This window comes from Pseudomonas nitroreducens TX1, from assembly GCF_000313755.1.
GTDB classification, from domain to species: domain Bacteria; phylum Pseudomonadota; class Gammaproteobacteria; order Pseudomonadales; family Pseudomonadaceae; genus Pseudomonas; species Pseudomonas nitroreducens_A.
Window position 1 is genome coordinate 1 of record NZ_AMZB01000026.1, and the last position, 12,517, is coordinate 12,517.

The window sequence follows — 12,517 nt, forward strand, 5'->3', positions numbered from 1 at the left end:
GGCTGCTTCCTTCCGGACCTGACCAGGGTGCACGCAAGCGTGCTCGCAGTTCGGCTGAAAGCCTCGCTGCGCCTGGGCCGGCGCTGGGCTATTGGGTTCGTCCTTAAGCAGTTTCGGCACTCTTCAACGTCGAGACTAGCACCTGAAATCTGAGGTGTGGCTAGCAGTGTTCCACTCTGCTGTACCACTTCGGTGTCACACTCATGACTTACGTAATCCGTCGCGGAGCCGTCTACTACCTGAATCTCCGGCTGCCCAAGCATCTCTTTCCGCACCGCCACACTCTTCGCTTGAGCCTTGATGTGCGGGACAGGAAGAACGCGGTGTTTCTCGCCAGCGCCCTCACCCAGCGCGTTCATCTGCAAATCACCGATAAGCCGCTCACGACTTTGGAGCAGCTTCGTGCTCTCTGCATCCAGTGGCGTGAAGGAGCGTCTGAAACGATTCCATTACTCACACCTCGCAGCCAGCAAGCGCCATTAACTGCACCGAATACGGTGGCAGGAGATTCCCCGCTGCTGAGCTCACTGTCGAAGACATACATAAAGGAAGGGCAACGCGGCGGCACATGGCGAGAAGTCAGCGGCCTCGACGTGCAGCGGGCGCTTAGGGACTTCTTCGAGTTGATGGGGGACATGCCGGCCAACCAGTTCACTGCAGAGACAGCACGGACTCTCAAGGACCGACTCAGCCGATGCCCGCAATACTTCGCCCAACGACCGGAGTTCAGAGGTATGTCGCTGCGACAGGTAGTCGATTCAGCGAAGGATTACCAAACCATCACCGCAGTGACGATCAATAACCGACTGAGGAAGCTCACGGCCTTCTTCAACTGGTGCAAATCCAACGGCTACCTGGAGCAGAACCCACTGACTGGAATGAAGGTCATGGCTGGCGCTGCGAAAGATGCTCGCCTCTCCTTCGACCAATCCGACCTTCTGGTGCTGCTGAATCTCCACACTCTTCGCCAAGAGGCCCGTAAGCATCCTTGGAGATTCTGGCTCCCCCTACTAGCCCGTTTCACCGGGGCACGACTGGAGGAGCTATGTCAGCTTCACACGGCTGATTTTGTCGAATTGCAGGGTATTACATGCATTCGAATCGACGACAGGCATGACGGGCAGAAGTTGAAGAATCAGAGCAGCCGCAGAACTCTTCCTATTCACCCTGCACTGATCACCATCGGCTTACTGGAGTATGTCGAGTCGATTAGGGCCAGCGGGGTGACAAGAGCCTTTCCCGATCTGGAACCCACACTAGGAAAATACGGACATGCCCCATCGAAGTGGTTCAGCAGGTACAAGGCCAAGATGGGCGTTTCAGATCCCCGAAAAACCTTCCACAGTTTCCGGCACACTTTCGTTGATGATCTCCGAGAGGCTGGGGTGCAGGACTCGCTAATCAAGCGAATGACAGGGCACGAAGATAGCGCCGTCACCTTCGGCATCTACGGCAGTCGTATTCCATTGAAAGCCATGCAGGAAGCTCTCAACCTCATCGAGCTAGATCAAGATATTTCAGAATAGCAAGAAGATCTTGACAGACGGTCGCGAATCAGCTATATTAGCGGCCTGTTTCTGGTGAACAGAAGATCAGCACAAGAAGCCTCCACGCGACCATCGCGACACTTGTCCGATGCCTTGCAAGGGGGCTTTTTGTTGCCCGCGATTTACCGAAGTAACCACGGCACAACCCGAGAGGAATTGCCTATCGAAATGAACTTGAAGAAGGAGACTACCGATGCATCACACCATTCCCTGCACCACCAATTCCGGCAGTAATGCCGCTCTTATCACCATTGGCGGCTTTGTCGTAGACAAGTTCACCGGTGAAATCTTCGGCTACGACGACAAGCCTTCAGTGCTCATTGAACGCCCTGACTATCAGCCCGAACTTAGCAAGTGCCGGTGTGCTGACGACCTGAACGCGCTCCTGAAACATGTTGATCGACGCAAACTGCCTCCGCATACGCTTCACACGCTGATTGACGCACAGGACTACGCCCATGGTGTATGGCGTCGAACAGGCTTGGACTGTCGAATTACTGTGCCGATGATGAACATTCTTCGCAAGCTGCACGGACTGGTTCTGTACCGGAACATCATCATCATGCCTCAAGCCGGTCTAGCGAAAGCACTGGGCACATCAGAGTCAAATCTGATGAAGAAGCTGAGCACCCTGATTAGCACCAACATGGTCCGAGTTAACACCTCAAGACAGGGTGGCATTCGCATGGGTGAGATCAAGCTGGCAGTCAATCCTCGGCTGATCTTCCGGGGTGGTGACCATGCACGGGAGGAGTACATAAAAGATTGGTACCTGAATCCAGCAAGCGACAGACCAGCCCCCGCCAATGTCACTCAGAAGGCCGTAGCTTAGCCTTGCGTATCTTTTTAGAAAAAACCACGTAAAAATCCAGCTGGAAGCCCCGTGACATAAGGGCTTGAGCAAACTTCTATTACTAAAGAAAACATCTCGACGGGCACGTCGAACAGGCTCACTCATCAGAGGAATACCACCAACAAGTCAATAAGGAGGCCATATGACCTACGCAGCACAATTACCAGAAACCCTTCCCTCCCGTGGTAAGGGTTCGAAATCACGGACCCCAGACTACGCACCAATCCTGTTCACCATACCGATACCGAAACCAGCCACCAACCAACCCAAAGTAGATTTGTTGTACGGTGTGGGTATTGACGACTTCACAGACACTTACGGTGCTGATCAATGGTCGTACACCGTATGGAAAGGCATGCTTGACCGCTGCTACAACGAGAGTTCAACAAGATCACGTACAACCTACACAGATTGCTCTGTAGCTCCGTGCTGGCACAGGTATTCTGACTTTAAGGTCTGGTTTGACAAGAACCGTATCGCTGGATGCCAATTGGACAAAGACATCCTCATACCGGGCAACAGAGTTTACAGCCCAGATACCTGCTGCTTCGTACCTCCGTACATCAATATGGCCGCACGATGGCAAAGGGAGCTACCACGAGCAGGGTATCCGGGGGTCGCAATCTTTGCCGAAGGGTTCCAAGCCACGGTCACGCACAAAGGCACACTCACCATCGGAGAGTGGAGAACGAATACACTGGAAGCCCATTGCGACTGGCAGAGGCTCAAGGCTGACGCGATTGACGACCACCTTCGTGACTACCTGCGAGAGATTGCACCTGATCTCCGTGTCGTACGAGCACTGATCAAATACGTTGATCGACTGCGGTCCAATGCTGATGCGATGACTCCCACATTCCAGTATCAGCACTAGTGTGCAACGGAGCGAGAGCTTGAACACCTCCGCTCCCATACGCTCGCCTTGCTCTTAGGAGCGACACCAACGGCCTCATCGCTCAAACAAGAATCCGCAGCTACGACCGATATTATCCCCCTGAATACCGCCGCGTTCGGCTCTATGAAACCGTATCTAAACTATGCGAAAACCAATCAGATCAGCACGTCTGGAATGTTCGAAAGCTTGGTAATCACTGGTGCGAGCCAGACGAATCAAGAGTTCCGTAAGCAGAATACTAAGCATGGCCCCTTTCCCCACGCGAAAACTTGATTCCGGAAACGCCCCCGCTGAAGCCGATTGCCAATTAACCTATCCAGACGGATTCGAATTCTTCCCTTCTGAATGCGTTCCGGACAGCTACATCCGTACTCTATAGATAAGTGCGTCGGAAATAGGGCTGGTCAAAATCCGATTCACTCACCCGTATCGTTAAACACACGTCCGTCTCTACGTGATACACTCAGCACTCAAAACACGTCAGGTGCTGAAAATGAACGTAGTGGCCTATTACCGAGTGAGTACCAAGGGTCAGGGCGAATCCGGTCTTGGTCTTGAAGCACAGCGCTCCTACGTCACCAGTGCAGCCACTCAACAAGGCTGGAACATTGTCGCTGAATGCATTGAAGTGGTGAGCGGGACAATTCACCCCCTGGAGCGTCCGGCTTTCAAAGAAGCCCTGTCCCACAAGCTGCCCGTGGTAGTCGCCAAGCTTGACCGCCTGAGCCGGGACGTTGAACACATCGCCGGCCTTATGAAACGTGCTGAGTTCAAGGTAGCGACAATGCCCCACGCCAACACGTTCCAGCTTCACCTATTCGCAGCCCTTGCAGAGCAGGAACGCGAGTTCATCAGCCAACGTACGAAAGAGGCCCTGCAATCGCTCCAGATGCGTGCAGACGCTGGAGACAGTGATGCTATTGCCAAAGTGCAGAGGCGTTCTCAGGGAGCTTCCAAGGCCATCCGTAGTGAGAATGTGGTGAAGGCACGTAAAGCCCGGATGGATCAGGCCGACACACAAGCCCGGAAGGCTGAGGCCATGCTCGCCCTTGCCCGCTCCAAGGGACACAGCTCGCTCCGTGCTATCGCTGGTTTCCTGAATGAACATGGCGTCACAACAGCCCAAGGCAAGCAACACACAGCCTGCTCTGTTCAGCGTCTGATATCTCGCCTCGCTGCCTGAGTCGTTGCAACTCTCAGAGGCGCACGGGGTTATTTTATATTTAAGACGGATTCTCATTTAGCCGGTTGTGTCCTGTTAAGCACCTCAGGCAAAAATTCCAACTTGGCAATCCTCAGTGCCTCCTGCATTATTTTCTGGCCGGGAATCTCAAAACGCCATCAATGTGCATCCCCGCTCCCGGCGGCGGAAAGGGAATTCCGGAGGGGAAAACCCCATTCCTGACGATACAGACGGAGGTATCCATGTCCGGAAAGAAGGACGAGCGCGTCTTTGTAATTAACAGTGTGAGCATCCATCCCGAAACCCCGCCCGAGGTTCAAAAGTATCTGGCAGATAAAGAAGCAGCCAAGGCAAATGCTGGGGCTATGTTGGGAGGCCTAATAATCTTGATCGGCGTATTAACACTGTTTGGCACTTACAGCTGGGAGCCGATCACAGTCCTATTTCAGAGCGCAGGGCTCTCGACAAAGTTGACTCAGGCGTGTCCGGGGACGTTTATATCGCTGCTAGGTTTAGTCATAGTAGTGGCCACACGATTCAAGTTTAGCCACACTTCAAATTAGCTTTCGCAAGTTCGACTGCATTCCTCTCGCGCAAGAATAAAGGCCGCTATATGCGGCCTTTTTCGTTGATCTAACTCCTTCAGCAAGATAGCTATTTACTCGCAGCCTCGGCCGCATCCCAGTAATTCTTATAAAGCTCAAACGATCTTTCACAATTGGTGATGTACTCTTTCTGAGTCACGCCTAAACGCGCAAACTCCATTTTCCAGAATCGTGCAACAAACTCATCCCCTCCCGGCATCTGTGTGGTTCTCTGAAACTCCGCCATTTGCTGTGCAATTCCGCATGCGCCTGTCATTTTTGACACAACCATCATGTCATGCACTACGTTATCTTCTGCATCAGCAGAGCCAGCAAGCAGAGCGGTTGTAGCAAGGATTAATAGTCTGTTCATCCATGACGATCCTCAAATTATTCCGGCATATCCCTCAAGAAACTCTCAGTGAGAATTTCTTGCTCAATCCAGTGCTCGGTCAGATCAATCAGGCGCTTTAAGTCGTTAACATCCCTCTCCTCCCACTTCCTAACGTAGTGGGTTTCATCATTCCCTAGCCATGCCGCTCTTTTTGCACACTGCTTGATATTTTCAGAGGCAAGATAGTCGTCAATCACTCTACCTAGAAACTTCGACTTAATCTCTTCTTCTTTTTCAGGATTCTTTGAAATTGCATAGTCCTTTATAAGAAACTCTAGAGCTTTCCTATAACCGCCCCCAGCAATTTCACTCAGCCCAAACACTTCGGCTGCCGCCGCCTGCGTGAACACCTCAGCAAACTGCGGAGAGATTCCAAGTATCTCTTTCGAAAATTCTGGCGGGACAGGGCTACGCGGGTATGTGTATTTCAGCTCATAGGGATCTTGCGGATTCATAAAATTCTGGCGAAAAACTGCAACAAACATTCTTAAACAGTTATTTCTTGTGCAGCGATATGCAGCATCAGCAACTTTACCCCCCCTGTATAAAATTGCTGCAAGAAACAAGGGAGCTACCGCATGATGGCAATGCGGACAAACATCAGGAAGTACATCTACTTCAAAAGGTTCCTTCTCTATCGAAATGTATGGCATTCTCAACTTCCTTTTAAATTGTTCGATTTATCGACTCATTCGACTCTACTGATGCAACCGAATCGCTTCAAAATCTATCTCCGCTGAAGCATCGGCGTCGTCATTCAGCGGGAGAGGCACTACGCCCCCTGATGGGCACAAAGTCGATAGCCACTGATTGCTGCTCAACGGGCTTGAAGTTACGCAACCTCGTTATAGCTTTGTCTTGATGAAAACTACAATGACCACCGTGATCGCCATGACCACGAAGAGCTGCGCCCGCTGGCGTCTACGAGCAGCTTCATCCTCACCAAGACGCTGGTACGTCTCGATGTCGTCCAACCCTTGCATCTTATAATACAGCGCATCATTGATTTGCCGCTGGATTCTGTCGTTGCGCCTGCGATTACTAGCTGCCACACCCGCCCAGACAATCAGCCACAGGCCGCAAGTCGGGATGCATAACAGCAAATGGAGTATGTGATTAGTGTTCTTCTTCTGACTGGCAAGCACAAATATCTGTTCGTTCATTCCTCAGCTCTCCGCGCGACCGCTCCCCATCGGATCGGCTTACGGTAAGCATTGTATCACTTAGTGTGTCATCAGTTGATGTGTTCACGAATAGAGCACACTCCACCATCATCTGGCGATGCAGACCAACCAACACTTACGCAAAGCCTTTGGCCAGAGAATCCGCGAGCTACGCAGCAAGCAAGGCTTCAGCCAAGAAGCGTTCGCTGACAAATGTGGCTTCGTTCGCACCTACATGTCCCGGATTGAGACGGGCACCGCCAACGCCAGCCTCGAAGCGGCCAAAGTGCTTGCTGATGGTTTGGGAATGACGCTATCCGACCTACTTCAAGGTCTTTGATACTGGAGGACCAGCCATAGCGCAGTGCGAAGCAACCCCATCAATAGAGAGTCGAATTCGTTTTTTGCAGTGGTCGTTGATGGGCTTTCTTGGCCAACACCAGTGAAACCGGGCCTTCCAGCGGTACAATTCAGAGCATTGAAGGAAAGTCTCAGCAAGTGATTTCGACACTTTTTCGACTTCCTGTAGTTCTGCGCATCCGGCAGACATTGTTCAAGGGGCAAGGAGCCAACTAATAGCAAATGAAGCGGCTATTTTGGGGCTTTTGCAACTCTGGCCTTGGCCTTAGCTTTACTCTTGCATTTGGCGCATCCCGACACTAGCTCTTCTAGGACCTGATAATAGTACGGTATATACATGTTTATTCCGCAGCTCTCGATGGAGTCAAAGCCTAGAGACTTTATCTTTCTAATTTCTCCGTCATGTAAAATCTCTGACTCTATTAGTAGAATGTCACTTAATGGAAGTTCTTTCGGGTTGTAAATTCGAACCTCTTGTGGCTGCCTTTCGTAGGCTTCAGTTCTATCTGTTGAATTCTCGTAAGCCATGTCGATTGCTTTGACCCAGTTTATTGGCTCTGCATTTCGGCACCAATTGATGACTTTCTCCAGCTTCTCCGGAGTATACATTCTGGCATAATCACCATGCTCTTCACATCGAGCAACTTCCGCAAGTCCGCCCAATAAGTACTTATAGGAGTACTCCCCGGCAGTCAGAGGCAACCTAGCGTAGTGGTGAGGAAGTGCACTTTGATTTTGAGTTTCTATCAGCAGGCTAAATATTACGTTGTAGAGCTGATAAAGGCAGTGATCTTGATAGTCTGGATGCCCGTATATTTTTATTTTTTTGAATTCCTTAATGTGCGAATTGTAGGCACTAGCGAACCCCTCATCACCAAACAAGAAATATCCTTTCGATAAAATGAAAATTGCGTTTGGAAGCTCACTTTTATTATAGGAAGCGGAAACGGATTCAAGCTCCTCTACAATGTCCATCCAATCCATTTCTGTATCGTAGGCGAAGATCACCCCAAATCCGTCATCTTGCTTGTTTGAACTTGAGCCCTGCCATTCAATTCTGCTAGACTGTAGCCTTTTGAGTTTCTTATATGAGGAAATATTCTCGAAAGCGCTTTTTATTTCTTTCGGGGTAAGTTTTGATTTTACCTGTATCGCACCATAACTGTATTCGACTGGCAAGACTTCATAAATATTCTGCCTTTGCATAAGCGTGAATGAGTCTAGTGCATTATAGAAAAGTATATCTAATTCATTGCTTATATGGCCTGAAGTGGATGCTACGCGCACACTTGTCTGTGACACGGCATATCTTTTAGGGATTAGCTTTGTTTCCAGGAAGAAATCCCTAAGTAGAACCTCGCGAACTGTTCCAACATCTCTAGGATGCTTAATGTCTTTGGAGATTTCGTAGTCATTGAGAAGCTTTTTATGGTAATTCGTTAATTCGCGTTCTAACCCATGGAATTCCTTGTCTTTGGAGCGAAGTGTGTTTGCTCTAGAGTTAATCTCAGTTAGCCGCTCCTTAACTCGCCCCCCTTGTGCGGAACGCGCTTCTCGCTCTTGTTTTTGCATCGTTGTTAAACGCTTCTTTCGGGGTTTTCCATCAGTCATAGGCGGCTTTCCTTATTCTTCATACAGCATGAGATAAATATACTAATAATCCGGATCAATTCGAAATCCAGGACACCCAAAATGGGCGGATTTACTTTCTAATATAAAGCTAATCGGTGAGCCAGGGCAGAGAACGAAAAATAATTTTCGTCTACTTTCCCGATTGAGGCGATTTCCCTTTCAGCGTCTATTCTCGCTCTCGGTGACGGGGTGCACGCCCATAGATTCTGGAAAGTCTTCTAGTAGTTCCTTAGAGTAGTACTCAAGAACTATTTCACCCTTTGTTAATCTCTCAGTCCAATATCTTCCCGCTAGCTTAAGCTTCGGTTTTTCAATAATCTGGAATACTGCACTTCCATCATGAGGCGTACTTCTTTCGCTCAAACTTAATCTTGGCTTGCTAGTATATGAGTATGCAAGTTTCTTGATTTGCCGATCAGGGTCAATCAAGAAGCCTTCGGAGTAAGAGGAGCTTTCCATCTCACTAGTTCGCATCAAATAACTGGCGTGAGAAAAAGATTGGCTGACAGTTAGCATTACAGGGATGGGGGGTGGTTTCTGGCCTGTCTGAGGGTCTCTCCAGTCGGAGTAAATATAGCCTGTCCAAGTTCCGCTCAAATCTGGAAAGGGGACAAGCCATCCTCTAAATATTCTGAGCTTCCACCCCCATTTAACAAATATGGCGATTACGATTAGGTCAAAGCTCACAACTTTGGGGACGAGCCCGAAGAAATCTTTGAGCTTTGATAGGTTTAGGTCGTTTAGATAAGCCAAGGAAAACCAGGCTAATGCTGATATCCCAATGAGCAAGTATAGAGTATTTTTAAGCGTGGCGTTTTTCATTATTCTAGCCCCAGATGAATCCATGCAGCATTAGCAAACTCGCGACCATCATTGCGTGTCCATTTCTGCCCCGAGTGGAATAAATAGAAACACTCGTTTACCTCAACCCACCTGTTTGTTTCCGGCTCTGCTCCTTCGAGACTACTCCAGATATGAATTAATACCTCGCGAACACATTCAGTCCATGTGGGGTAGCTGAACAGGGAGTTTGGGCAATTATATGCTAGGCACTCCATGAAATATGATGGCAATTCACGAAACTTCCCGTTTTCGGCCATTTCATTCTCTAGACGCTTCAGTATGCGTGCGATTTTTTTGTATGAATAATTTGTTGAGTTGTTCTTTGCTATTCCATTTCTTAGTTGTTGCACTGGATAATTCACAATACTGCTATTGTCAGTCTTAAATATCTTTGTGCCCGACCTCGACTCCTGCTCCATGTAGTATACGTAGCTAAAGCATGGGACGACGTCGGCGTCGACTCGGGCCGAGTTGGAGTTTATCTGTATAGCAGTTGTACCTGAGTCATCCACCTGCTCCGGGAACTTTGCTTTCAATGCGGAAACAAGTTCACTTCTGAGTTTTGCGGGCGTCCATATTCCTGTGTATGGATTTCCAGGCGTATGAATCCCTTGTGTTTCCTCCTCCCAGTAACGAACATCTGTACATTCAACTGCAATGTCGACATCACTGTCTGAGCGAACATTTGTGTTGTTGGCGTAAGACCCTTTTACAAATACATTTAGAGAGCAATCATCGAAGGCGGCGTGCGCGTTAATAGCTTCCCGTATCATTCTCTCAGTTCTATCTTGTTTGTCTTGCTCCGTGGTGCTTGACGGACCAATCCATCCGGCTAGTTTCTCTTCTAGACTCATTTCATTTTCCTTAATAAGACAAATTTAAGATTAACGTTTTATTTGACTCTGCTCGGATTGTAGGTGGTGATTACTTTTCGCAAGATTCGGCTTTTTTCTTCGCCGTTCGCTCAGTTGGGTTCTGCTGGTGTTGTTGCCACCAGAACTGACACTGAGATGATTGGAAGCGATTTTCTTGTTCTGCTCGGACTTGCTCTGCCTGCAATTGAGTGAGCTGTTCAGCGCGCCGCTGTTCTCTGGCTTCTTTCTCGGCCGCCATACGCTGCTGCATTTCTTCCTGAGAGCGTCTGGAGTCTTGCTCGGCTTGCTGCATGGTCTGCTGCATGTAAGCGGCGGCTTCGTTGAAGGCGGCCTTGATGCGCAGTTCCTGGATGTAGTCGTGGAGAAGCTTCCCGCCCCATAAACCGCCGACTATGATGATGGCGGCCAGGATGATGGCGTGGCTAAGGTCCATGGGAGTGTGGGCGTGGCGAGGTGGCGCGGCCTTCCGGCCCCGACGTTCGTTGCGATCGTCAATTTCCTCGTCCATGTCGAAGCTCAGGCTTTTGAGCTGCTCGTCAATCTCGCGCTTTTCCATGCACGTTGTGTCCTTGCTTGCTGGCGGCCCAAGGGTCTACATAGGTCGATTCTAACTGGCATGTAGGATGATGGCATCTTGAAAGTACGATAGTGCCGAAAGAGGTTTTCCAGCCTTGCAGCCCTCCGGCCTCTGCCATGTTTCTGCAACCAATTGCCCCCCAACACAGAGAGGATATTGATCGCTCGGCGACAGCAGAAATGAAAAAGCCCGCGATCAGCGGGCTCTTATCAGCATGCAGCTCACTCGTAGTACGCAATGGAACCCTTAAGCTGGTCAGCAAAGGTGTAGATGTCATCCAGGGAGGCAATAGGGTGACGGGTTTCGTTCTTCTCCCGATCGAATAGACCGATGTACTTCTGACTGCGATTGAAGTGAAGCCTGCAAATCGGCTTCCGGTTGTTATCGTCCAGCAGCACCCCGAAGTAGCTCTGAGTATCGCGATGCACGATACGCTTCGCGTCGACGACAGCCCGGACAATAGCCTTAACGATGTGGAATCCCTCCAGCTCTTCCAACGTGGTGTGGACGCGGTCGTCGCCGGCATCACTTTCAGCTTCAGAAGCTGCGGCAGGCTCTGCTGGTGTCATAGTGATCGCTGGCTGAATTGCACCGCTCATGGCCGACTTCAAGCGGTCATTGACCTGATCCCCCAGAAATTGAGCCGCAGCCTTTCGCGTCAGGACGCCAAACTGCTCTCGCACCTTCTGCGTGATGATTCCGTCGTAAACGCGGGCAGCGAAGAACCTCACGAAGTCGTCGTCAGGCTGATTGAACTGATTGGCCATTTCCCGCTTGATCTGGCTCACGTACTTCAGCTCACCAGCCGCACTGATGATCGAATCAACATCGAATGCAGCCTTGGTTAGCTTCTGGAGCTCGGGCAGTACGTGCTCATCAACATCCAGCAGATCAAGCTCCAGGAACGGCTTTTCGTCCATCTTGTTGGGAGCGTCCAGGTCCGTGAAGAACTTGTAGACCTGTCCGTTAGTGAGGATGGAGATTCGAGCACTAGTGACGTGGAAGTAGCGGAAAAGCTGACTGGCATGATTGATGTGCAAAGGCTCACCGATCTTCTTGCACTCAATCAGAATCTGAATCTGGCCATCCTTCAGAATGGCGTAATCGATCTTCTCACCCTTCTTGGTGCCGATGTCGCAGATGTATTCAGGCGTCACCTCGGACGGGTCGAACACATCGTAGCCAAGCACAGAGTTTATGAAGGGCATGACCAAGGCCGTCTTGGTGCCTTCCTCCGTCTGGATCGCCCCGCCCTGCTGCCGAACCTTGGCTGAGAGTGCATTCAGTCGCTCTACGAATTCCATGTCACGCTCCTTGTTGAGAACGCGTTCATCGTAGTAACAGGCGTCGATACTGGCAATTGGCATGCACAGCCCACCAGTTGATCCAGCTCAAAGGCAGCAGCGAAGGCTTCGGAACGTACAGCAGAGCACCAGCTCTACCGCAATTCAGCGGTATGACGACCTAGATCAGAGAAAAGCAGACAGCTAGAATCGCCCTCACGGTGCACCACACAGGTGTACCAAGGCGCTGTCACACTCAAAGTTTTTCAGGAGAGAAAGTCCTTTAGAATTAAGGACTTAGGAAATGGAGGCGGCCCCGCCAGCCACA

Annotated in this window: 14 protein-coding genes; 6 read left to right on the plus strand and 8 right to left on the minus strand. The window is 50.1% G+C overall.

Annotated features, from left to right (window positions below; all coding sequences use genetic code 11):
- Nucleotides 1-203 precede the first annotated feature (203 nt).
- From C167_RS0100245 to C167_RS0100265, 5 genes are all read left to right on the plus strand, one after another.
- Nucleotides 204-1,526, plus strand: coding sequence for a site-specific integrase (locus C167_RS0100245; protein ID WP_017516287.1), 1,323 nt, complete (start codon nt 204-206; stop codon nt 1,524-1,526).
- A 214-nt stretch (nt 1,527-1,740) separates the two neighbouring features.
- Nucleotides 1,741-2,379 carry a hypothetical protein gene (locus tag C167_RS0100250; RefSeq protein ID WP_017516288.1) on the plus strand — a complete coding sequence of 213 codons (639 nt, stop codon included), beginning with the start codon at nt 1,741-1,743 and terminating at the stop codon, nt 2,377-2,379.
- A 163-nt stretch (nt 2,380-2,542) separates the two neighbouring features.
- Nucleotides 2,543-3,274 carry a hypothetical protein gene (locus C167_RS34360; RefSeq protein ID WP_157791799.1) on the plus strand — a complete coding sequence of 244 codons (732 nt, stop codon included), beginning with the start codon at nt 2,543-2,545 and terminating at the stop codon, nt 3,272-3,274.
- Between the two features lie 514 nt (nt 3,275-3,788).
- The gene (locus C167_RS0100260) at nt 3,789-4,478 is read left to right on the plus strand and encodes a recombinase family protein (protein WP_017516290.1); all 690 of its coding nucleotides are present in this window, start codon (nt 3,789-3,791) and stop codon (nt 4,476-4,478) included.
- A gap of 242 nt (nt 4,479-4,720) precedes the next feature.
- Nucleotides 4,721-5,041 (plus strand): hypothetical protein, encoded by a 321-nt coding sequence (locus C167_RS0100265; RefSeq protein WP_017516291.1) that lies wholly within the window; start codon nt 4,721-4,723, stop codon nt 5,039-5,041.
- A gap of 91 nt (nt 5,042-5,132) precedes the next feature.
- Here the strand turns inward: C167_RS0100265 and C167_RS0100270 are convergent, their stop codons facing one another.
- The 3 genes from C167_RS0100270 to C167_RS0100280 all read right to left on the minus strand — a co-directional run bounded on the left by C167_RS0100270 (nt 5,133) and on the right by C167_RS0100280 (nt 6,619).
- Complete coding sequence (locus C167_RS0100270) at nt 5,133-5,435, minus strand: hypothetical protein (RefSeq protein ID WP_017516292.1); 303 nt, start codon at nt 5,433-5,435, stop codon at nt 5,133-5,135.
- Between the two features lie 17 nt (nt 5,436-5,452).
- Complete coding sequence (locus C167_RS0100275) at nt 5,453-6,109, minus strand: DUF4145 domain-containing protein (protein WP_026078702.1); 657 nt, start codon at nt 6,107-6,109, stop codon at nt 5,453-5,455.
- Nucleotides 6,110-6,301: 192 nt separating this feature from the next.
- The gene (locus C167_RS0100280; RefSeq protein ID WP_017516294.1) at nt 6,302-6,619 is read right to left on the minus strand and encodes a hypothetical protein; all 318 of its coding nucleotides are present in this window, start codon (nt 6,617-6,619) and stop codon (nt 6,302-6,304) included.
- Between the two features lie 118 nt (nt 6,620-6,737).
- Here C167_RS0100280 and C167_RS0100285 point away from each other — a divergent pair, with 118 nt between their 5' ends.
- The gene (locus tag C167_RS0100285) at nt 6,738-6,959 is read left to right on the plus strand and encodes a helix-turn-helix domain-containing protein (RefSeq protein ID WP_017516295.1); all 222 of its coding nucleotides are present in this window, start codon (nt 6,738-6,740) and stop codon (nt 6,957-6,959) included.
- 251 nt (nt 6,960-7,210) lie between these two features.
- Here C167_RS0100285 and C167_RS33440 read toward each other — a convergent pair whose 3' ends face one another.
- The 5 genes from C167_RS33440 to C167_RS0100300 all read right to left on the minus strand — a co-directional run bounded on the left by C167_RS33440 (nt 7,211) and on the right by C167_RS0100300 (nt 12,210).
- Nucleotides 7,211-8,590, minus strand: coding sequence for a DUF6602 domain-containing protein (locus C167_RS33440; RefSeq protein WP_081596620.1), 1,380 nt, complete (start codon nt 8,588-8,590; stop codon nt 7,211-7,213).
- Between the two features lie 180 nt (nt 8,591-8,770).
- A complete protein-coding gene (locus C167_RS33445; RefSeq protein WP_081596621.1) occupies nt 8,771-9,433 on the minus strand; it encodes a hypothetical protein in 663 nt (220 codons plus the stop codon).
- Nucleotides 9,433-10,308, minus strand: a complete 876-nt coding sequence (locus C167_RS33450) for a nucleotidyltransferase (RefSeq protein WP_081596622.1) — start codon at nt 10,306-10,308, stop codon at nt 9,433-9,435. The genes C167_RS33445 and C167_RS33450 overlap by 1 nt, the downstream gene beginning before the upstream one ends.
- Before the next feature lie 70 nt (nt 10,309-10,378).
- Nucleotides 10,379-10,885: a hypothetical protein gene (locus C167_RS0100295; RefSeq protein WP_017516297.1), complete on the minus strand. Its 507-nt coding sequence runs from the start codon at nt 10,883-10,885 to the stop codon at nt 10,379-10,381.
- Nucleotides 10,886-11,127: 242 nt separating this feature from the next.
- The gene (locus C167_RS0100300) at nt 11,128-12,210 is read right to left on the minus strand and encodes a type I restriction endonuclease (RefSeq protein WP_017516298.1); all 1,083 of its coding nucleotides are present in this window, start codon (nt 12,208-12,210) and stop codon (nt 11,128-11,130) included.
- Between the last annotated feature and the right edge of the window lie 307 nt (nt 12,211-12,517).

Bases quoted from the DNA above. Each gene is read 5' to 3' on its own strand.
- C167_RS0100245 (WP_017516287.1), top strand. From the start codon at position 204: ATGACTTACGTAATCCGTCGCGGAGCCGTCTACTACCTGAATCTCCGG.
- C167_RS0100250 (WP_017516288.1), top strand. From the start codon at position 1,741: ATGCATCACACCATTCCCTGCACCACCAATTCCGGCAGTAATGCCGCT.
- C167_RS34360 (WP_157791799.1), top strand. From the start codon at position 2,543: ATGACCTACGCAGCACAATTACCAGAAACCCTTCCCTCCCGTGGTAAG.
- C167_RS0100260 (WP_017516290.1), top strand. From the start codon at position 3,789: ATGAACGTAGTGGCCTATTACCGAGTGAGTACCAAGGGTCAGGGCGAA.
- C167_RS0100265 (WP_017516291.1), top strand. From the start codon at position 4,721: ATGTCCGGAAAGAAGGACGAGCGCGTCTTTGTAATTAACAGTGTGAGC.
- C167_RS0100270 (WP_017516292.1), bottom strand. From the start codon at position 5,435: ATGAACAGACTATTAATCCTTGCTACAACCGCTCTGCTTGCTGGCTCT.
- C167_RS0100275 (WP_026078702.1), bottom strand. From the start codon at position 6,109: ATGCCATACATTTCGATAGAGAAGGAACCTTTTGAAGTAGATGTACTT.
- C167_RS0100280 (WP_017516294.1), bottom strand. From the start codon at position 6,619: ATGAACGAACAGATATTTGTGCTTGCCAGTCAGAAGAAGAACACTAAT.
- C167_RS0100285 (WP_017516295.1), top strand. From the start codon at position 6,738: ATGCAGACCAACCAACACTTACGCAAAGCCTTTGGCCAGAGAATCCGC.
- C167_RS33440 (WP_081596620.1), bottom strand. From the start codon at position 8,590: ATGACTGATGGAAAACCCCGAAAGAAGCGTTTAACAACGATGCAAAAA.
- C167_RS33445 (WP_081596621.1), bottom strand. From the start codon at position 9,433: ATGAAAAACGCCACGCTTAAAAATACTCTATACTTGCTCATTGGGATA.
- C167_RS33450 (WP_081596622.1), bottom strand. From the start codon at position 10,308: ATGAGTCTAGAAGAGAAACTAGCCGGATGGATTGGTCCGTCAAGCACC.
- C167_RS0100295 (WP_017516297.1), bottom strand. From the start codon at position 10,885: ATGGAAAAGCGCGAGATTGACGAGCAGCTCAAAAGCCTGAGCTTCGAC.
- C167_RS0100300 (WP_017516298.1), bottom strand. From the start codon at position 12,210: ATGGAATTCGTAGAGCGACTGAATGCACTCTCAGCCAAGGTTCGGCAG.